The sequence below is a fragment of the Klebsiella sp. BIGb0399 genome (genome assembly GCF_003752615.1).
Lineage (GTDB): Bacteria > Pseudomonadota > Gammaproteobacteria > Enterobacterales > Enterobacteriaceae > Klebsiella > Klebsiella lignicola.
On record NZ_RKHT01000011.1, the window covers coordinates 58297 to 77118 of the forward strand.

Annotated in this window: 18 protein-coding genes; 7 read left to right on the forward strand and 11 right to left on the reverse strand. The window is 56.4% G+C overall.

Annotation, left to right across the window (positions count from 1 at the left end):
* Positions 1-89 precede the first annotated feature (89 nt).
* The 4 genes from EDF82_RS24310 to EDF82_RS24325 form a co-directional block, all read right to left on the reverse strand.
* Positions 90-1355 carry an MFS transporter gene (locus EDF82_RS24310; RefSeq protein WP_123758033.1) on the reverse strand — a complete coding sequence of 422 codons (1266 nt, stop codon included), beginning with the start codon at positions 1353-1355 and terminating at the stop codon, positions 90-92.
* A gap of 41 nt (positions 1356-1396) precedes the next feature.
* On the reverse strand, positions 1397-3520 hold the full coding sequence (locus EDF82_RS24315; RefSeq protein ID WP_123758034.1) for an alpha-galactosidase: 2124 nt from the start codon (positions 3518-3520) through the stop codon (positions 1397-1399).
* Positions 3521-3634: 114 nt separating this feature from the next.
* Positions 3635-4630 (reverse strand): substrate-binding domain-containing protein, encoded by a 996-nt coding sequence (locus tag EDF82_RS24320; protein ID WP_123758035.1) that lies wholly within the window; start codon positions 4628-4630, stop codon positions 3635-3637.
* Positions 4631-4725: 95 nt separating this feature from the next.
* On the reverse strand, positions 4726-5274 hold the full coding sequence (locus EDF82_RS24325) for a helix-turn-helix domain-containing protein (protein WP_123758036.1): 549 nt from the start codon (positions 5272-5274) through the stop codon (positions 4726-4728).
* A gap of 101 nt (positions 5275-5375) precedes the next feature.
* Here EDF82_RS24325 and EDF82_RS24330 point away from each other — a divergent pair, with 101 nt between their 5' ends.
* Positions 5376-6035, forward strand: coding sequence for an AzlC family ABC transporter permease (locus EDF82_RS24330; protein ID WP_123758037.1), 660 nt, complete (start codon positions 5376-5378; stop codon positions 6033-6035).
* Positions 6035-6358: an AzlD domain-containing protein gene (locus tag EDF82_RS24335; RefSeq protein WP_123758038.1), complete on the forward strand. Its 324-nt coding sequence runs from the start codon at positions 6035-6037 to the stop codon at positions 6356-6358. The genes EDF82_RS24330 and EDF82_RS24335 overlap by 1 nt, the downstream gene beginning before the upstream one ends.
* Before the next feature lie 40 nt (positions 6359-6398).
* Here EDF82_RS24335 and EDF82_RS24340 read toward each other — a convergent pair whose 3' ends face one another.
* Positions 6399-6611 carry a YdgH/BhsA/McbA-like domain containing protein gene (locus EDF82_RS24340; protein WP_123758039.1) on the reverse strand — a complete coding sequence of 71 codons (213 nt, stop codon included), beginning with the start codon at positions 6609-6611 and terminating at the stop codon, positions 6399-6401.
* Positions 6612-6739: 128 nt separating this feature from the next.
* Positions 6740-7576 (reverse strand): formate dehydrogenase accessory sulfurtransferase FdhD, encoded by an 837-nt coding sequence (gene fdhD / locus EDF82_RS24345; RefSeq protein ID WP_123758040.1) that lies wholly within the window; start codon positions 7574-7576, stop codon positions 6740-6742.
* 156 nt (positions 7577-7732) lie between these two features.
* Between fdhD and fdnG the strand changes: the two genes are divergently transcribed.
* From fdnG to EDF82_RS24375, 5 genes are all read left to right on the forward strand, one after another.
* Positions 7733-10783 carry a formate dehydrogenase-N subunit alpha gene (gene fdnG / locus EDF82_RS24355; RefSeq protein ID WP_148060406.1) on the forward strand — a complete coding sequence of 1017 codons (3051 nt, stop codon included), beginning with the start codon at positions 7733-7735 and terminating at the stop codon, positions 10781-10783.
* Between the two features lie 12 nt (positions 10784-10795).
* Positions 10796-11698 carry a formate dehydrogenase subunit beta gene (gene fdxH / locus EDF82_RS24360; protein ID WP_123758043.1) on the forward strand — a complete coding sequence of 301 codons (903 nt, stop codon included), beginning with the start codon at positions 10796-10798 and terminating at the stop codon, positions 11696-11698.
* Positions 11695-12330 (forward strand): formate dehydrogenase cytochrome b556 subunit, encoded by a 636-nt coding sequence (fdoI, locus tag EDF82_RS24365; RefSeq protein WP_123758044.1) that lies wholly within the window; start codon positions 11695-11697, stop codon positions 12328-12330. Before fdxH ends, fdoI begins: the two co-directional genes overlap by 4 nt.
* Positions 12327-13256 (forward strand): formate dehydrogenase accessory protein FdhE, encoded by a 930-nt coding sequence (gene fdhE, locus EDF82_RS24370; protein ID WP_123758045.1) that lies wholly within the window; start codon positions 12327-12329, stop codon positions 13254-13256. The genes fdoI and fdhE overlap by 4 nt, the downstream gene beginning before the upstream one ends.
* Positions 13257-13448: 192 nt before the next feature.
* On the forward strand, positions 13449-14372 hold the full coding sequence (locus EDF82_RS24375) for an alpha/beta hydrolase (RefSeq protein ID WP_123758046.1): 924 nt from the start codon (positions 13449-13451) through the stop codon (positions 14370-14372).
* A 15-nt stretch (positions 14373-14387) separates the two neighbouring features.
* Here the strand turns inward: EDF82_RS24375 and fabY are convergent, their stop codons facing one another.
* The 5 genes from fabY to EDF82_RS24400 form a co-directional block, all read right to left on the reverse strand.
* Positions 14388-15329 carry a fatty acid biosynthesis protein FabY gene (gene fabY / locus EDF82_RS24380; RefSeq protein WP_154145201.1) on the reverse strand — a complete coding sequence of 314 codons (942 nt, stop codon included), beginning with the start codon at positions 15327-15329 and terminating at the stop codon, positions 14388-14390.
* Between the two features lie 44 nt (positions 15330-15373).
* Entirely contained in the window at positions 15374-15811 is a 438-nt protein-coding gene (gene dtd, locus EDF82_RS24385; protein WP_123758048.1) for a D-aminoacyl-tRNA deacylase, read from the reverse strand.
* A 2-nt stretch (positions 15812-15813) separates the two neighbouring features.
* Positions 15814-16668: a virulence factor BrkB family protein gene (locus tag EDF82_RS24390; protein WP_123758049.1), complete on the reverse strand. Its 855-nt coding sequence runs from the start codon at positions 16666-16668 to the stop codon at positions 15814-15816.
* A 2-nt stretch (positions 16669-16670) separates the two neighbouring features.
* Positions 16671-17261, reverse strand: a complete 591-nt coding sequence (gene yihX, locus EDF82_RS24395; RefSeq protein ID WP_123758050.1) for a glucose-1-phosphatase — start codon at positions 17259-17261, stop codon at positions 16671-16673.
* Between the two features lie 138 nt (positions 17262-17399).
* Positions 17400-18668, reverse strand: coding sequence for an MFS transporter (locus tag EDF82_RS24400; RefSeq protein WP_123758051.1), 1269 nt, complete (start codon positions 18666-18668; stop codon positions 17400-17402).
* Positions 18669-18822 lie beyond the last annotated feature (154 nt).

An 18822-nucleotide genomic window follows, 5' to 3' on the forward strand; every position in this document is an offset into this window, starting at 1 on the left:
CAGACCAGCAGAGCCGGAATATTTCCGGTTCTGCATCTGGCGTCTTAATACATTAATGATTTCAATATGATTATAGGTCTGGTCCCGGCCTACACCGCCATCGTCTTATTGCCGACGCTGTCGACGGCCGTTTTTCCTGACAAGGTGAAGGCGGAGATAATGGTGACGACCAGCGCAATGCTCCCGAGGATCAGGTAGGTGTCCTGGAAACCAATCCGGTCATACATATTGCCGGCAAATGCCGAGAGGAAAATCGCCGCCACCTGTTTGGCAAACTGAAAGCCCACCAGATAGATAGTCGCCGACAACCGGGTATCGAACACCCCAGTAATATATTTGAATGCCCCCACCAGCAGGAACGGGACTTCCAGCGCGTGCAGCATTTTCAGAACCACCACCTCTGCCGCCGTCGTGGCGAACGACGAACCGATCATCCTCACCGCCATCACCATCCCGGCAATCAGCAGGGTATTCTTCGCGCCGATGCGGTTAATGATCCACGGCGAGCTAAACATAATGATGGCGTTGCAAATTTCTCCGGCAGTGGTCGCAAAACCAAAGGCGCGCGTGCCGGCTTCCGGGGTGGCAAAGTAAGATTTAAAGAAGGTCGCAAACTGCTGATCGAAGACGTCATACACGCAGGCCACGCCCACGACATACAGAATAAACATCCACATCTTGCGCTGGCGGAACATGCTGATGGCGGTTTTGAGATCCACCGCGGGACGGTTGGCGCCTAAGGAATCCAGCACCTGCGCGGACGAGCTGGCCTGCGGTCTGGCAATCGCCACCAGCATCAACAGCAGCAGCGCGGCGATCGACCCCATCCAGAACACCCATTCGGGGTTCACGCTAAACAACATCCCGGCCGTAGTCGCACACAGCGCCCAGCCCAGGCAACCAAAGGTACGTGCCTTACCGTACTCAAACCCGCTATTGCGGCTTACCCGTTCAATATAGGCCTCCATCGCCCCGGCGCCGGCAGAGAAAACAAAGCCGATATAGGCCCCGCCACTCAACGCACCGAGCCAGATATTGCTTTTCAGCAGCGGTGCAAAGACATACAGGAAGAAGGGGGCAATCAGGACCAGCAACACCGTGACGATCCACATCAGATGCTTCTTCAGCCCCAGCTTGTCGGAAATAACCCCGAGGATCGGCTGAAAACAGATAGCGAACAGCGACAGGCTGGAGAAGACGATGCCGGTCTCGGTTTTATTCAGGCCAATGACATCCGACAGCCAGATCGGCAGAAACGGAAAGCAGGTGGCCATAATGAAGAAGTAGAGAAAAAAGAACAGTCCGAAAATCCAGAAGTTAGGGTTATTTTTATGGGTACAGACGGTCGGGTTCATTGTGTATTCCTCAAAAAGGGCCGATGCTCGGCCCGTCACCATCACACGCGTTGCAGGCCAATTAAAATGGCGCTTTCCGGGTCGAGAATGGGCAGCGCCAGTCCCGCTTGTTGTAACCACTCACCGCTTACCGTCAGCGGCGTCGTCATCCATTCCGGCAGCTTACGCATGGTATGGCCGCCCTCTCCTGTTATCTGAATATTCGGATGGTCCAGCAGCATCACCCGGTAGCGCGCGTCGGCTTGCAGGCCCGCCACCCGCAGCGGCGCCATCAGGGTGTAATCCGGCATCGCCAGCTGGCTCACGAGGAAAATCGCCTGGTGCTTATCTTCGCTAACCACGCCGTGGGCGAGCGTGGTCGCATCCGGCATATCTATCCGCCACTGCACGCCGTGGTGCAGTAAGTCGCGCCACTGCTTATGCAGTGCCACATATTTGCGATAGCCCGCGCGTTCGCGCTCATCGACGCCCACAGGATCCAGCTCCAGCCCCATATGGCCAAACAGCGCCGTCAGGCCACGGAAGGCAATATCATGCTGGCGGAAGGTGGCGTGGCAGTGGCGATTGCCGACATGCGACCCCATCACTTCCGGCGGGAAGAAATAGCTCATCCCACGCTGGATGGTGTTGCGTTCCAGCGCATCGTTATTGTCTGAAGGCCAGAAACGGTGGCTGCGCTTAAGCACTTCATAATCGATACGCCCGCCGCCAGAAGAGCAGGACTCGAATTCAATCTGCGGGAAGCGGGCGACCAGCGTATCCAGCAGGCGATAGAACTGGCGGGTTTGCGCATCGGCGGCGGCTTTGCCGTTATGGCCCGGCTGCACCAGCTCGCGGTTCATATCCCACTTCACATAGTCCACGGCGTGCTCGCCCAGCAGCCAGCTCATGCGCTCAAGGAGATAGTCAAAGGCTTCGGGGATATTCAGGTTCAGCACCAGCTGATGACGCCCGGGAAGCGGCGTATAGCCTGGCAGCGCCAGCACCCAGTCCGGGTGTGCGCGGTACAAATCAGAGTTTGGGTTGATCATTTCCGGCTCGACCCAGATGCCGAACTCCATGCCCAGCGACTTCACGTGATCGATAACCGGGGTCAGGCCGTTGGGGTACTTTTTCTCATCGAGATACCAGTCGCCCAGCGCCGCCCAGTCATCGTTACGCCCCTTAAACCAGCCGTCATCGATGATAAAGCGCTCGACGCCCAGATCCGCCGCTTCATCCGCCATGCGCATGATGTATTGCGGGTCGTGGTCAAAGTAGATCCCTTCCCAGGTGTTGAGATGCACCGGGCGCGGTTTGTTGTCAGGGAAGCGAATGATCTGTTCGCGCAGATAGCGGTGGAACTGCTGGCTCATGCCGTTCAGCCCCTGCGAGGAATAGCTGGCATAGAGGCTCGGAGTCCAGAGCGTTTCCCCCTCCTCCAGCACCATTTCGCCCGGCAGATAGAGCGCTTCGGCCTGCAGATAGCGACGGCCATCCGTTTTCGCTTCAGCCCGCAGACGATGGTTGCCGCTCCAGCCCAGATGCACGCCCCACACTTCGCCCTGCATTTCGCTGAAGGCCTGGCTGCCGGTAATCAGCGCCGGAAAATGCTCATGCGACGTTCGGCCCCGGCGGTTTTCCAGCACGATGCTGTCGTGCTCAAGCGTCAAACGGTGGGGCTGAAATTCGCGAGTCCAGCGGCCATGAAAGGCCAGTACTTCCCGGGCGCGTTCGGCGACCGGCAGCGTGACAGCCAGACGATCCACCTGCCAGGGCTGCGGGTGCAGGTTGGTTAAACCGTGACGCACGCTCAGTACTCCGCTGTCGTCGAGCTGAATTTCGCTGCACAGGCGCAGACCGGCCTGAGCGTCTTCAGCGATCACGGTGAGCGCCTGTCCGTCCGGGATCACTTCAGTGGTCGTGAAAATCGGCGAGGCGTCGAGCCCCTGGCGGTGGCCTTCAATGCCCGGTGCGCCAAACAAACCGTGGCCCAGCTCGGCCATTAACGTCAGCGGTGAATCAACGTCCAGACGACCGTTGGCAACAGGACGCGCAATACTGTCAGCATCCTGCGGCGAAAAGTAACGTAAATGCGGCCCCCAGTAGACAATTTCGGCAAACGGGTGCGTTTTAATGATCACATCCGCCGTTGAACTTTGTAGGCGTAAAATCGAATCAGACATCAGACATCTCCACAACAAGGTATGTCTTACTGTTGATCCGAAACGTTTCGGGTAACAACCAAAACGTTTCGGATCCGTGATAGACCTCAGGAAATTAGTGTGGAGAGCTGTAAATCAGCTGGTTTCGCCGGGGATAAATTCTGGCTGCCAGAGCACCTGCAGTGAGGCGAGATCGTCACCTGCGATGAGCCGACGCACCATGCTGGCAATCTGGCGACCGACGCCCTGGCGAGTGGACTGGATCACCGCCCCGACCGGGATTTCAATGATGCTGTCCTGCGGTAAACCGTCGTACACCACCAGCGACACGCGGTTGTCACCGGTCAGGCGCCCCTGCTGATAGAGCGCCATGGCAGCACCATCACCGTGGGTATTGCAGTCAGTGATAATCGCCGTTGGCGGCTCCGGCAGGCGGAGCAGCTCCAGCGTGGCCTGGTAACCGCCGCGTCGGGTTGGCGGCACGCGGCGCTGCCAGCTATCGGACAGACCGGCCTCCCGGAGCGCATCCAGATAGCCGTTTCGCCGCTGTGAGATAAACGCCTGGTTGTTGTTTTCGCCGAGAAAAGCGATGCGCTGATGGCCCTGGTTTATTAAATGACGGGCGGCGCGATAGGTCCCGGCATGGTTGTCGAAATCAAACCAGGCATAGGGCTGCGGCAGGCGGCTGCGTCCGAGGGCCAGAAAAGGAAAACCAGAGGCCAGCAGCTGCGTCAGCCGTGGGTCGTCGTCAAGGGTATGCGCCACGATCAGCGCATCAATCCGCCGGCTTTGCGCCATGCGCATATAGCCGTGCTGGTCGGCCTGCTCGTCGTCGGCAATCAGCAGCAGATCGATCTCATAGCGCGCCAGCTCGTGGCTGATTTCCCCGACCATGTCGTGAAACACGGTGTTGTTCAGCGGCGCCGGGCTCATGGGGAACACCAGGCCGACGGCGTCGATTTTGCCCATTTTAAGCCGCCGCGCGAAGGTATTCGGCTGATAACCACGGCGTTTTGCTTCGGCTTGAACCCGGGTACGCGTCTCCTGCGACACGTCATCATAACCGTTTAACGCACGGCTGACGGTAGTGACCGAGATCCCAAGTTCTTTAGCAATGGCTTTCAGAGACATACATATCCTTGTCGACGCGGGGAAGGCGGTTAGTGTCCCGCAATACGGGGATGGCGTCCAGCAACAGCATCGCCGCTCTTACCCCGGATATGCCGCTAGTTTTGTTCCGCCACCAGCAGCGCCTGGGTATCCGGCTCCAGCGCCTGGAAAACATGCTCGCGATCGGCCGGATAGCAGATGTAATCCCCTTCGCCAAGCTCTTCCGGCGCCTCGGTCAGCCCAACCCGCGCCCGACCCTGGGTGATAATAATATGCTCCACCGAACCTGCAGGATGCGGATGTGAAATACGATCGGCTCCCGGTTGCGTCAGCAAAAGATAGATGTCGCGACGCGCGCCCGGCGGGCAGGCGGCCAGCAGGATCGCCTGATAGTTTGCCTGTTCCGCGATCACTTTTGTCCCCTCACCGCGGCGGATCACCTGGGTGGTGTTGACCTGCGGTTCCAGCAGACGCGCAAAGGGGATATCGAGCGCCACGCAGAGCGCCCACAGGGTTTCCAGACTCGGGTTGCCGTTGGCCGACTCCAGCTGCGATAGCGTTGATTTAGCGATCCCGGCCCGTCGCGCGACTTCGGCGAGAGACAGCCCGGTACGCGCACGTTCACGCACCAGACTTTTGGCAATCAGGCTTATTGGCTGCGTCATATAGCGCCCCACTGTTTTTTATATCGAACGTTTCGTTCGACTTGAAATGAATATGTGTTGCGTTCATTATAATGGAAATTCGTTCGATATGGCTAAAGAGTATGAAACAGCATTTTGCCAGCCTGAAAGGCGACACTATTAAAGCGATTATTTTAGTCTGCCTGGCGGTCGGTATCGTGGGCATGTCCTATGGCTCACTGGCCATCGCCTACGGCTTCCCCATTTGGGTGCCTTTTGTGCTCTCCGTCTCCGTACTGGCGGGAGCCTCAGAGTTTATGTTCATCGGCATCGTCGCCAGCGGCGGTAATCCACTAGCCGCCGCTGCCGCCGGGTTATTGGTTAACGCCCGCCATATTCCTTTTGGCGTCACGGTGCGCGACCTGGTCGGCAAACGCGCCGCCAGCTTCCTCGGCTGTCACATCATGAACGATGAAAGCGTGGTATTCGGCCTGTCACAAAAGACGCCGGAACAGCGCCGGGCGGCCTACTGGCTGTGTGGTCTGGGCGTGGCGATTATCTGGCCGCTGGGCGCCCTGCTTGGCGCCGGAGTCGGCAAACTGCTGCCATCCCCGGAAACCATCGGTCTGGATGCGGTATTCCCGGCCATTTTGCTGGCGCTGGTAGTGCCGGCATTTAAAAATCGCACCACCCTGATCCGGGCCTGCAGCGGAGCGCTGGTCTCTTTAGCTGCCGTGCCTTTTGCCCCGGTGGGTTTGCCGGTGCTGCTCTCTCTGTTTGGCCTGCTGGCGAGGAAAAAATAATGGGTAACATGACGCTGTTTATCGCCGGTATCGCGATTCTGTCGCTGGGAACCTATTTAATGCGTTTAGGTGGGGCGAAACTGGGCAACCGCCTGGCCTTTTCCGAACGATCTCAGGCCCTGCTTTCCGATGCGGCGACGGTGCTGCTCTTTTCCGTGGCGCTGGCGACGACGTTTTATGAAGGTGAACATTTTGCCGGAGCGGCGCGGGTCTTGGGCGTGGGCTTCGCGGTATTTCTCGCCTGGCGCAAGATGCCATTGATCGTGGTGATTATTGCTGCGGCGGTGGTGACCGCGCTGTTACGAATGGCCGGTATAAACTAAAAAAGCGCCCGCAGGCGCTCTTTCGACAATAGCTTTTGGCTTATTTGTTCAGTTCCGCCGTCATATGCACGCGGTTACCGGTAAAGGCTTCGGTAATTTTGTAAGACGATGCCCCGGCAGCCTGAGCCTGTGCGGCGATTTTTGCTTCTGCACCGTCCATTGTCATGGCGGTCGCCGTTACGGTTTCAGCGGCAAAAGAACCAAAAGAGACGGTCATAGCGATAACTGCTGCAAAAGTTTTGATGCTGTTCATGATGTAAACCCTTTAAATTAGTTGTTTGGATAAGGCGCCGTGCCTTGATGTGATAAATAGTAGCTCTCACATCGCCAAACAAAAAGCGGAAGGATTTGTTCTCATCATTCAAAAAAATTGACTTATTTTTAACCGGCGATCAATCGCTGTGGATGGGTGTATACCGTGGCCCTGCCCGGCTTGCAGAAGCCGACCAGCGTCAGGTTGCAGCGCTCTGCGACCTCAACCGCCAGCGCCGTCGCAGCGGAGACCGCAAACAGAATTTCCACCCCGCACATCGCGGCTTTCTGCACCATCTCGTAGCTGGCCCGGCTGGAGACTAACGCCGCCCCGTCACGCCAGGCACCTTCTACATCAACCCGATGCCCGAGCAGCTTATCCAGCGCCACGTGCCGGCCAACATCTTCGTGGCCTCCCGCCAGCTCGCCAGTAGGACTCACCCAGGCAGCCGCATGCGTGCAGCCGGTCAGACGGCCGATCGGCTGGAAATCGTTCAGATGCGCCAGCGCGCGGTCGAGATTCGCCAGATCGAAGGTCTGGGTAAACGGCAGCGGCTGCACCGGTTTGCCAATATCGTTGAGTTGTTCCACGCCGCACACGCCGCAGCCGGTACGCCCGGCAAGCGCCCGACGACGCGCTTTCAGCCCCATAAAGCGACGACTGGACAGCTCGATTTGCACTTCCAGCCCGTTGCAGGCCTGCACGACATCCATCCCATAAATGTCACGCCGGTCTTCTATAATCCCTTCAGAGAGAGAGAAACCAACGGCGAAATGCGTCAGATCCTTTGGCGTTGCCATCATCACGACGTGGGAGATGCCGTTATAGACCAGCGCGATCGGGACTTCTTCAGCTAACTCGTCCGGCTGAGGATGTTGCAAATCCTCGCGTTTCCAGAGCGTGACCCGGCGATAAGTTATGACATCTGTCACATTTTCAATTTGTTCGTGAGGGTTCTTGTTCACTTTGTCTTAACCGTATTGGAACAGGCATACACACAATGTGGTATTCTCTCTATACCCCTTCAAGTGAAAGGGGGATCACCCCCAATTCTGAACCTTTGCGGCCCTGACCGCAAAGTAAATAACTACATGTGACAATGTCGATACAAGGAGTGAACCATGCAGGTCAGCAGAAGGCAGTTCTTTAAGATCTGCGCTGGCGGTATGGCAGGCACAACGGCAGCAACGCTGGGCTTTGCTCCAGCTATTGCGCTCGCGGAAACCCGGCAATATAAACTGCTGCGTACCCGTGAAACCCGTAACACCTGTACGTACTGTTCTGTCGGTTGTGGGCTGTTGATGTATAGCCTCGGCGACGGTGCGAAAAACGCCAAAGCATCCATCTTTCATATCGAAGGTGACCCTGACCATCCGGTCAACCGTGGTGCGCTCTGCCCTAAAGGGGCGGGTCTGGTCGACTTTATCCACTCTGAAAGTCGCCTGAAATTCCCGGAATATCGCGCGCCAGGTTCCGACAAATGGCAGCAAATCAGCTGGGACGAGGCGTTCGATCGCATCGCTAAGCTGATGAAAGAAGACCGCGATGCCAACTTCATGGCGAAAAACGACGCTGGCACGACCGTCAACCGCTGGTTGACCACCGGTATGCTGTGCGCCTCCGCCTCCAGTAACGAAACCGGTTATTTAACCCAAAAATTCTCCCGCGCGCTGGGTATGCTCGCGGTCGACAACCAGGCACGCGTCTGACACGGACCAACGGTAGCAAGTCTTGCTCCAACATTTGGTCGCGGTGCGATGACCAACCACTGGGTGGATATTAAAAACGCCAACCTGATTGTGGTAATGGGTGGTAACGCCGCTGAAGCGCACCCGGTAGGGTTCCGCTGGGCGATGGAAGCCAAAATTCGCAACGGTGCGAAGCTGATTGTTATCGACCCACGCTTTACGCGTACCGCGTCGGTAGCCGACTTCTATACCCCGATTCGTTCCGGTACTGACATCACTTTCCTGTCAGGCGTGATCCTGTACCTGCTAAACAACGAAAAAATTAACCGTGAATATACCGAAGCCTATACCAACGCCAGCCTGATTGTGCGTGAGGATTACGGCTTTGAAGACGGTCTGTTTAGCGGCTACGACGCAGAAACCCGCAAGTACGATAAAACGTCCTGGAACTACGAGCTGGACGAAAACGGCTTTGCTAAACGCGATACGACGCTACAGCATCCGCGCTGCGTGTGGAACCTGCTAAAACAGCACGTTTCCCGCTATACGCCGGACGTGGTCGAAAATATCTGCGGGACGCCGAAAGCGGACTTCCTCAAAGTCTGCGAGTACATTGCGGAAACCAGCGCTCACGATAAAACCGCATCGTTCCTGTATGCCCTCGGCTGGACCCAGCACTCTGTCGGCGCGCAGAACATTCGTACCATGGCGATGATCCAGTTGCTGCTTGGCAATATGGGGATGGCAGGCGGCGGCGTTAACGCCCTGCGTGGTCACTCCAATATCCAGGGTCTCACCGACTTAGGATTGCTGTCGCAAAGCCTGCCGGGGTATATGACCCTGCCAAGCGAAAAACAGGCCGACCTGCAAACCTACCTCGCCGCCAACACGCCGAAACCGCTGCTGCAAGGCCAGGTGAACTACTGGGGCAACTACCCGAAATTCTTCGTCTCAATGATGAAGGCTTTCTTTGGTGATAAAGCCACGGCAGAAAACAGCTGGGGCTTCGACTGGTTGCCGAAGTGGGATAAAGGCTACGACGTACTGCAGTACTTCGAGATGATGAACCAGGGCAAGGTCAACGGCTATATCTGCCAGGGCTTTAACCCGGTGGCCTCGTTCCCGAACAAAAACAAAGTTGTCGCTTCGCTGTCGAAACTGAAGTTCCTGGTGACCATCGACCCGCTCAACACCGAAACGTCCACCTTCTGGCAAAACCACGGTGAGTCGAACGATGTTGATCCGTCGAAAATCCAGACCGAGGTATTCCGTCTGCCTTCCACCTGCTTCGCCGAAGAAAACGGTTCGATCGTTAACTCCGGCCGCTGGCTGCAGTGGCACTGGAAAGGCGCCGATGCCCCCGGGATTGCGGTCACTGACGGTGAGATCCTCGCCGGTATCTTCTTACGCCTGCGTAAGATGTATGCCGAGGAAGGCGGCCCAACGCCTGAGCCGGTGCTGAACATGACGTGGAACTATTCCACGCCGCATGAACCCGCGTCCGAAGAAGTGGCGATGGAAAGCAACGGCAAAGCGCTGGCGGACATTACCGATCCGGCGACCGGGGCGGTTATCGTCAAAAAAGGCCAGCAGCTGAGCTCGTTCGCCCAGCTGCGCGATGACGGCACCACCTCCAGCGGCTGCTGGATATTCGCCGGAAGCTGGACGCCGGATGGCAACCAGATGGCGCGCCGTGATAACGCCGACCCATCAGGCCTGGGTAATACCCTGGGCTGGGCATGGGCATGGCCGCTCAACCGCCGCATCCTGTACAACCGCGCCTCTGCGGACCCGCAGGGCAACCCGTGGGATCCGAAGCGTCAGATCCTGAAATGGGATGGCGCCAAGTGGAGCGGAATGGACATCCCAGACTACAGCGCCGCCGCACCTGGCAGCGATGTCGGGCCGTTTATCATGCAGCCTGAAGGGATGGGACGTTTGTTCGCTATCGATAAGATGGCGGAGGGGCCGTTCCCGGAACACTACGAGCCGTTTGAAACGCCGCTGGGTACGAACCCGCTGCACCCGAACGTGGTCTCCAACCCGGCCGCTCGCGTCTTTAAAGGCGACCTTGAGCAGATGGGCAAAGCGGAGAAATTCCCGTACGTCGGCACCACTTACCGTCTGACCGAGCACTTCCACTACTGGACCAAGCATGCGCTGCTTAACGCTATCGCACAGCCGGAACAGTTTGTCGAAATCGGCGAGAAGCTGGCGAATAAACTCGGCATCGCCCACGGCGATACCGTTAAGGTCTCCTCCAACCGCGGCTATATCAAAGCTAAGGCGGTGGTGACCAAGCGTATTCGCACGCTGAAAGCCGACGGTAAAGATATCGATACCATCGGTATTCCGATTCACTGGGGCTACGAAGGCGTGGCGAAGAAAGGGTTTATCGCAAACACCCTGACGCCGTTCGTCGGAGATGCGAATACGCAGACGCCGGAGTTCAAAGCGTTCCTCGTTAACGTGGAAAAGGTGTAACGGAGACGACCTATGGCTTATCAATCTCAGGACATTATCCGTCGCTCCGCGACTAACGGCTTCACCCCCGCGCCTCGTGCGCGGGACCATCAGGAAGAGGTGGCGAAGCTTATCGACGTCACCACCTGCATCGGCTGTAAAGCCTGTCAGGTGGCCTGTTCCGAGTGGAACGATCTCCGTGACGAAGTGGGTCATAACGTCGGGGTGTACGACAACCCCGCCGATCTGACCGCCAAATCCTGGACGGTGATGCGCTTCTCGGAAGTGGAGCAAAACGACAAGCTGGAGTGGCTCATCCGTAAGGATGGCTGCATGCACTGCGCCGATCCGGGCTGCCTGAAGGCGTGCCCGGCAGAAGGGGCTATCATTCAGTATGCCAACGGCATCGTCGACTTCCAGTCTGAGCAGTGCATCGGCTGCGGCTACTGCATCGCCGGCTGTCCGTTCGATGTGCCGCGTCTCAACCCGGAAGATAACCGCGTCTACAAATGTACGCTGTGCGTAGACCGCGTCACCGTAGGCCAGGAACCGGCCTGCGTGAAAACCTGTCCGACGGGCGCTATCCACTTTGGCTCCAAAGAGGATATGAAAGTGCTGGCAGGCGAACGCGTTGCCGAGCTGAAAACCCGTGGTTATGACAATGCCGGCCTGTACGATCCTGCCGGCGTTGGCGGGACGCACGTAATGTATGTACTGCACCATGCCGACAAGCCGAATCTCTATCACGGCCTGCCGGAAAACCCGGAAATCAGCGCCACCGTGAAGTTCTGGAAAGGCATCTGGAAACCGCTCGCGGCGGTCGGTTTTGCCGCGACCTTTGCAGCCAGTATTTTCCACTATGTGGGTGTCGGTCCGAACCGCGCAGACGAGGAAGAAGACAATCTGCATGAAGAGAATGACGAGGTGCGCAAATGAAAAGACGTGACACCATCGTGCGCTACACGGCGCCGGAACGTATCAACCACTGGGTCACCGCCTTCTGCTTCATGCTGGCGGCGATAAGCGGACTGGGGTTCTTTTTCCCGTCCTTCAACTGGCTGATGCAGATCATGGGCACACCGCAGCTGGCGCGTATCCTGCACCCGTTTGTCGGCGTGATTATGTTTGCTTCATTCATCATCATGTTTTTCCGCTACTGGCACCATAATCTAATCAATCGGGATGATATCTTTTGGGCGAAGAATATTCGTAAGATCGTCGTCAACGAGGAAGTAGGTGACACCGGGCGCTATAACTTCGGCCAGAAATGCGTATTCTGGGCGGCGATTATTTTCCTGGTACTGTTGCTGATAAGCGGTGTGATCATCTGGCGCCCTTACTTTGCACCTGCGTTCTCAATTCCGGTAATCCGATTGGCGCTCATGCTGCATTCATTTGCCGCAGTTGCATTAATTGTGGTTATCATGGTGCATATCTACGCCGCCCTGTGGGTGAAAGGCACCATAACCGCGATGGTGGAAGGCTGGGTTACCAAAACGTGGGCGAAGAAACATCACCCACGCTGGTACCGGGAAGTTCGCCAGAAACAGGAAAACAAGACTGAATGAGTATTCGCATAATCCCGCAAGATGAGCTGGGTTCGAGCGAGAAACATACGGCGGAGTACATTCCGCCGTTACTGTTCCCCAGACTGAAAAATCTTTATAACCGCCGCGCTGAACGTCTGCGCGAACTGGCGAAGAACAATCCGCTGGGTGATTACCTGCGTTTTGCTGCGCTGATTGCTCACGCCCAGGAAGTGGTGCTCTACGACCATCCTTTTCAGATGGACCTGACCGCCCGCCTCAAAGAGGCAAACGAGCAGGGCAAACCGCCGCTGGATATTCACGTGCTGCCGCGCGATAAGCACTGGCACAAGCTGCTGCATTCGCTGATTGCCGAGCTGAAACCAGAGATGAGCGGCCCGGCGCTGGCGGTCATCGAAAACCTGGAGAAAGCATCTGAGCAGGAGCTGGAACTGATGGCGAGCGCTCTGTTTGCCTCAGACTTTGCTTCTGTCAGCAGCGATAAAGCTCCGTTTATCTGGGCCGCGCTGTCGCTTTACTGGGCGCAGATGGCCAGCCTGATCCCTGGCAAAGCGCGCGCCGAATACGGTGAGCAGCGCCAGTTCTGCCCGGTATGCGGCTCCATGCCCGTATCCAGCATGGTGCAGATTGGTACCACCCAAGGGTTACGCTATCTGCACTGCAATCTGTGCGAAACCGAGTGGCACGTAGTACGCATCAAGTGCAGCAACTGCGAACAGAGTCGGGATTTACACTACTGGTCTCTCGATAATGAACAGGCGGCCATTAAAGCCGAGAGCTGCGGCGACTGCGGAACCTACCTGAAGATTCTCTATCAGGAAAAAGATCCGAACGTCGAACCCGTCGCCGACGATCTCGCATCGCTGGTGCTGGACGCCCGCATGGAGCAAGAAGGCTTTGCCAGAAGCTCAATCAACCCGTTCATGTTCCCGGGTGAAGGGGAGTAAATCAGCTCTCACGTCGGGCGGCACACGCTGCCCGACTCACCCATTTGACCACATCTCTTTTCCCCGCGTCAGGCTTGAGTTTCGCTTTTGCGAGCCGTTTTCCATAATCTTCCCGCCACCAGAAACACCATTTTCTTTTGCCGCAAACCAGGCTATAACACTGTATACCCATACAGTTTAAAGGAATAAAAAATGGCGCTGGAAAAAGGTATTGCCGAGCAGGTTCAGGCCTTTATCGACGCAGGTCGCCCCGCTTCGCGAGAGCAACATATTGATGACCGGAGAAACGGCTATATCGCCAGTACGGTACTGGCCGGCGAGACGGAAACCCGCGTGCAGGTAGAAGATATCACGTTGGAAGGCATGACCTTTCGCGTGGTCTCGCCGCACAATGCCGTCGGCACGCTACCTACCGTTATCTACTATCACGGCGGCTGCTTTATCAGCGGCGGTTTCGCCACCCATGATAAGCAGCTCCGGCAGCTGGCGTATGCCAGCGGCTGTCGGGTCATCGCCGTGGCATACCGACTGGCGCCCGAACACAGGTTTCCCGCCGCACACGATGATGCATACCAGGGCGCACAGATTATCCAGCGTCATGCCGGGCAGCTTGGGGTCGATACCGCGCAAATCACCCTTGCCGGTGACAGCGCTGGCGGCCATCTGGCGCTGGTGACCGCGCTACGGCTGAAAGCCGCACAAGGCTGGCAACCGGCACAGCTTATTCTGATTTACCCGATGCTGGATGCCAGCGCCAGTTCACCCAGCTACATCAGCAACGGCAGCGATTACATCATCACCGGAGATACGCTGCTGAGCGGCTACGAAATGTATCTGGCTTCCACACCGTTAACGCACCCGGAGGCCAGCCCGCTGTGGCGCGACGACTTCTGCGGCCTGCCGCCGGTGCATATTGTGACCGCCGAATATGACCCGCTGCGTGATGAAGGCGAAACGCTGTATCAGCGTCTGAGCGAGCAGCAGGTTACCTGCACCTGCCAGCGCTACCTCGGGGTGATTCACGGTTTCTTTCAGCTTGCGGGGATAAGCCGGGCAGCGCGCGGTGCTATTGGGGATATCGCCTGGCGAATCCGTTCGCCTGGCCAGTCAATGTGATGGGTACGGTGGGAATTACTCTTCTTCGTTCCCGCCCTCTTCATACGAGCCAAAGGGCTTCGCGGGCAGAACAATGTAAATGCCTTCAAAAATCGCGCCCAGGCTCTCGCCGCCAAATAGCTCAACCTGCAGCTGAACGCGCGCTTTGCGCCCGCGGGCCAGACGATCGAGATCGCCGCTTAACGAGCCCAGGTCAGCCACGGCGCTCGGGCGGCCGCTGATCGGCTGGCTATAGCGAATATGCGCGTCGGCGAGAATAATCGTGCCGCCCAGGTGGCGCTCACGCAACATTAACCAGATAAGCCCCCAGCCGGTTAAGGTCGCCAGGGAAAACAGGCTGCCGGCAAACAGGGTATGGTGCGGATTCTGGTTGCCAGCTTCGGGCATGGTGGTAATAAACTTTTTCCCGGTGTACTGCTGAATGCGCACGCCCATTTTTTCGCTGAGCGGGATATGCTGATACCAGGCCTGCTGCAGCTGCCCGCACCAGTCGCCGCGGTGCAGAATGTCATCCAGCGAGGCGATCGGCTTAATCATCAGGAAGTGGCGAATCGGCGTGGTGGTTGGCGTGGTGATCTCGCCCTCGTTGACAAAACCGAGCTTGGCAAAGAAGTCCATGGCGTCTTCACGCGCGCTACAGGTTACGCGCTTGACCCCTTCCTGACGGGCTACGGACTCGAGGGTCATCGCCATCAGCGTCCCCAGCCCTTTATCCTGCACCGACGGGTGTACGGCCATAAAGCGAATAGAGGCTTCGTTCTCCGCGTTGATATACAGCCGTCCGACGGCAACCAGACGTCCTTCTTCATCCACCACCATCTGGTGATGCGCCATCGCATCCCAGGCGTCGCGTTCCGACCCTTTGGGCTGATGCAACGGCTTGCGCAGCATCTCCCAGCGGAACTGATAGTAGCTCTCGAGTTCTTCTTCTGTTTGCGGTACACGAAGGTGATACATAGCTGTACTCTCTTTTGTTACCCGCAACCGGCCTGGAAGCTGGCTCATACCTGCAACCAGAAGGTCACAGGACCATCATTAACCAAAGAGACCTGCATATCCGCAGCGAATCTCCCGGTCTGTGTGTTCATCTCCTGCTGACGGCAGCGTGCGACAAAATAGTCATACAACGCTTCCGCTCTGTCAGGGGCGGCACCTCTTGAAAAGCCAGGACGCATGCCGCGCTCGGTATCTGCCGCCAGCGTGAACTGCGACACCACCAGTACGCTGCCGCCGGACTGCTGAACGTTGAGGTTCATTTTCCCGTCAGCATCGCTGAAAATACGATAGCCCAGCACGCGCTCGCACAGGCGATTCGCTTTCTGCTCATCATCGTCTTTCTCGACGCCCAATAACACCAGAAGCCCCGGGCCGATTTCACCCGTCACTTCACCCTCCACGGTTACGCTTGCACGGGTCACGCGCTGAATTAATGCAATCATCGTTATTCTGTTTCTTCTTTTTTAAGTTTGCGGTATTCCTCGAGAGTGACAGTAATTTCTGCCCCAAGCAAGACGATACACCACGTCCAGTACACCCAGACAAACAAAATCGGCACCACCGCTATCACGCCATAAATCAGCTGGTACGACGGAAACGCCGTGATATACAGGGCGAAGGCTTTTTTACCCGCCTCAAACAAGAGCGCCGCCACCAGCGATCCCACCAGCGCATCGCGGGTGCGAACCCGGGTCGTCGGGACAATGCTGTAAAGCAGCCAGAATGCCGCCCAGGATAAAATCAACGGGAAGATCCGTAGCACAGCATCAATCACGCTGTTCAGGTCGCTCGCCCAGCGTAGCGACAGCAGATAAGAGCTGATCGCCAGGCTCGCCCCTGCCAGCAGCGGCCCCAGGGTCAGGATCATCCAGTAAACCGCAAAAGAGTAAATCTTTGGCCGGGTACGGGCGCTGCGCCAGATAGTATTCAGCGCGCTATCGATCGAGTACATCAGCAGCAACGAGGTGACAATCAGCCCGAAAGCCCCGACCGCCGTCATCCGGCTGGAGTTTGCGACAAACTGCTCGATATAGCCCTGGATGACATCCCCCGTCGCCGGGATGAAGTTGGCAAAGATAAAGTGGCGAATCTGTCCGCTCACCTCGGAAAACATGGGAAATGCCGAGAACAACGCGAAGACGACGGCAATCAGCGGCACCAGAGAGAGTAACGACACATAGGCGAGGTTTCCCGCCAGTGTCGTCATATTGTCTTCATCAATACGCCGCCAGAGCAGCTTTATCCAGGCCACAAAGGGCCGGGTACGATGCTTTGCTTTTTGATGAACGATTTTGAACATAGTTATTTCGCAAAGTAAGCGGGGATAGTCTCCTTTCCGGTCACCAAAATACTGGTTATCCCCAACTGGTCAGCCCCCGCTATATTATCGGCGTTATCATCAAAAAAGACCGCATCTTGCGCAGAAAAACCCTCTGATTGCAGAACGCTTTGGTAGATCCGCGCCTCGGGTTTGCGCATCCCCATCTCCTGGGAAAGATAAATACGGTCGGCCGCGGCGCGCACCTGCGGATATTCATCTGGCCAGAAAGTGGTATGCAGGCGGTTGGTATTCGATAGCACGACGACGCGGTGTCCCTGCTCGCGTAGCTTGTGCATAATCGCGATGACCTCCGGGCGCAGCGCGACAAATACGGCCTGCCAACCGTGGGAGAATTGTTCGTAGCTCAGCGGCATATTCATTTCATGGCACATCGCTTCGGCAAAGGCCTCATCGCTGATTTCGCCACGCTCGTGCTGGTGAAACGCCTCGCCCATGGTGAAATGTTGCTTGAGCGTCGCAAGCGGTATGCGGCTCAAATCACTCCATGTCCCAAGCACCCGGTTGAAATCGATGTCGACAATCACATTACCTAAATCAAAGATATAGAGCATTTTTGTCTCCTTCCGCACCCTGGATGTTTAACTGTAGCGGGAAAGGAGAGGTTTGACTATGGGGGGAATATCAGGAGAGCCATCAGGCCGCAGAGTCTCGCGACCTGATGACGTCAGGGAGTGTTGACGGGCCGGGCGTTATGCCTCTGCCGCCTCTAACGCACGTTTTCTTTGGCTAATGCGTTTCACCAGTAACACCGAGACTACGGCGCCGCAGAAGGCGAAACAGGCCATGATACCGAAGACAATTTTATACCCCAGGATCCCTGGGTTGAGGTCGAGGATATAGCCGTACAGGCTAAAGCAGAACATGGCAGGGGCATAACCGATAAAACTGCCCAACGCCATGGCGGCACCGGTCTGGCTTTCCGCGATCTTAGCTTCACCAATTGGCGCAAAGAAGACCGCACGCTGGGTAAAGACGATGGCCCCAAAACCTAAGGTGCAGGCCATACCCAGATAAACCGGCATGCTTTCATGAGGAAGCAGAATCAAGACCACCAGCGCAGCCGTGCTGATAAAGAAGGTGTAGCACAGGTATTTACTTGGCGACTTCAGTATCTTATCGGAGATCATCCCACCAACCGGGCCACCGATCATCTTCAGGCAATACTGGTTAATAATGCCGTAAGCCCCGACCAGCGCCACCGGCAGAAGGTAGATGTTTTTCAGGAACGGAATAAAGAATGTCAGCCCGCAGTAGACGGCGTAAACAAAAAAGACGTTAAAGGCAATCAGCCAGATGGTTTTGTCTTTCAGTACGGAAGAGATGCTGGTGTTTTTCTTATCTGACGGCTCACTGTCAACGGCTGCGACTTTGACTTCGTCGTCATCCTGATTCAGCACGAAGAAGATAATCACCCCGACGCTGATGACGATGATGGAATAAAACCAGATCCCCGCTTTAAAGCCTAACAGGCCGCTGCCGAACCAGGCAAAAACCGCCAGCGCAGAAAACGCGACGATGGTATCGACAATGCCGCGCCCGGTTTCAAAGAAGCCAAATAACCGCCCCTGCTGTTCACTATTCCCCAGGCGGCTGACGGATTTTAATAGCACCGGCCAGTTCATCATGTCGCAGGTGACACCAAACAGCGCCCAGACAAAAAGTATGCCCCAGTACCCCGGCATGGTTGTCAGGTAGATACCTAACAGGCCGGTGGCAATAAGCGAAAAAGACATGGTGTACTTACGCGGTAACTTATCGGCAAAATAAATGGAAAGAAAGAAACCAACAGTAGTGACAAAAGAGTTCACGGACATGGCATTCCCGATTTGACCATTGGTCAAATGGAAATATTCCTGCATCGGTATATAGAACGCATCTTTTAGCGAGGGCAGTTTATAAATCGTCCCGCCACAAAGGGTTAATAAGCTAAAAAGTGCCCATTTCTTTTTTGTGAGCATATGATCCCCTAATGATTTTAAAATCATTTAGTTTTAAAAGAAAAATACCCTAAATAATTCGAGTTGCATGCATGCGGCGACGCAGTGAATCCCCAGGAGCTTACATAAGTAAGTGACTGGGGTGAGCGAGGACAGCCAACGCTCATGCAACTTA

Coding starts and splice junctions, on each gene's coding strand:
- yihX (WP_123758050.1), bottom strand. CDS start 17,261: ATGCTCTATATCTTTGATTTAGGTAATGTGATTGTCGACATCGATTTC.
- fdhE (WP_123758045.1), top strand. CDS start 12,327: ATGAGTATTCGCATAATCCCGCAAGATGAGCTGGGTTCGAGCGAGAAA.
- EDF82_RS24325 (WP_123758036.1), bottom strand. CDS start 5,274: ATGACGCAGCCAATAAGCCTGATTGCCAAAAGTCTGGTGCGTGAACGT.
- EDF82_RS24340 (WP_123758039.1), bottom strand. CDS start 6,611: ATGAACAGCATCAAAACTTTTGCAGCAGTTATCGCTATGACCGTCTCT.
- dtd (WP_123758048.1), bottom strand. CDS start 15,811: ATGATTGCATTAATTCAGCGCGTGACCCGTGCAAGCGTAACCGTGGAG.
- EDF82_RS24390 (WP_123758049.1), bottom strand. CDS start 16,668: ATGTTCAAAATCGTTCATCAAAAAGCAAAGCATCGTACCCGGCCCTTT.
- EDF82_RS24330 (WP_123758037.1), top strand. CDS start 5,376: ATGAAACAGCATTTTGCCAGCCTGAAAGGCGACACTATTAAAGCGATT.
- fdoI (WP_123758044.1), top strand. CDS start 11,695: ATGAAAAGACGTGACACCATCGTGCGCTACACGGCGCCGGAACGTATC.
- EDF82_RS24320 (WP_123758035.1), bottom strand. CDS start 4,630: ATGTCTCTGAAAGCCATTGCTAAAGAACTTGGGATCTCGGTCACTACC.
- fabY (WP_154145201.1), bottom strand. CDS start 15,329: ATGTATCACCTTCGTGTACCGCAAACAGAAGAAGAACTCGAGAGCTAC.
- EDF82_RS24315 (WP_123758034.1), bottom strand. CDS start 3,520: ATGTCTGATTCGATTTTACGCCTACAAAGTTCAACGGCGGATGTGATC.
- EDF82_RS24335 (WP_123758038.1), top strand. CDS start 6,035: ATGGGTAACATGACGCTGTTTATCGCCGGTATCGCGATTCTGTCGCTG.
- EDF82_RS24375 (WP_123758046.1), top strand. CDS start 13,449: ATGGCGCTGGAAAAAGGTATTGCCGAGCAGGTTCAGGCCTTTATCGAC.
- EDF82_RS24310 (WP_123758033.1), bottom strand. CDS start 1,355: ATGAACCCGACCGTCTGTACCCATAAAAATAACCCTAACTTCTGGATT.
- fdxH (WP_123758043.1), top strand. CDS start 10,796: ATGGCTTATCAATCTCAGGACATTATCCGTCGCTCCGCGACTAACGGC.
- EDF82_RS24400 (WP_123758051.1), bottom strand. CDS start 18,668: ATGCTCACAAAAAAGAAATGGGCACTTTTTAGCTTATTAACCCTTTGT.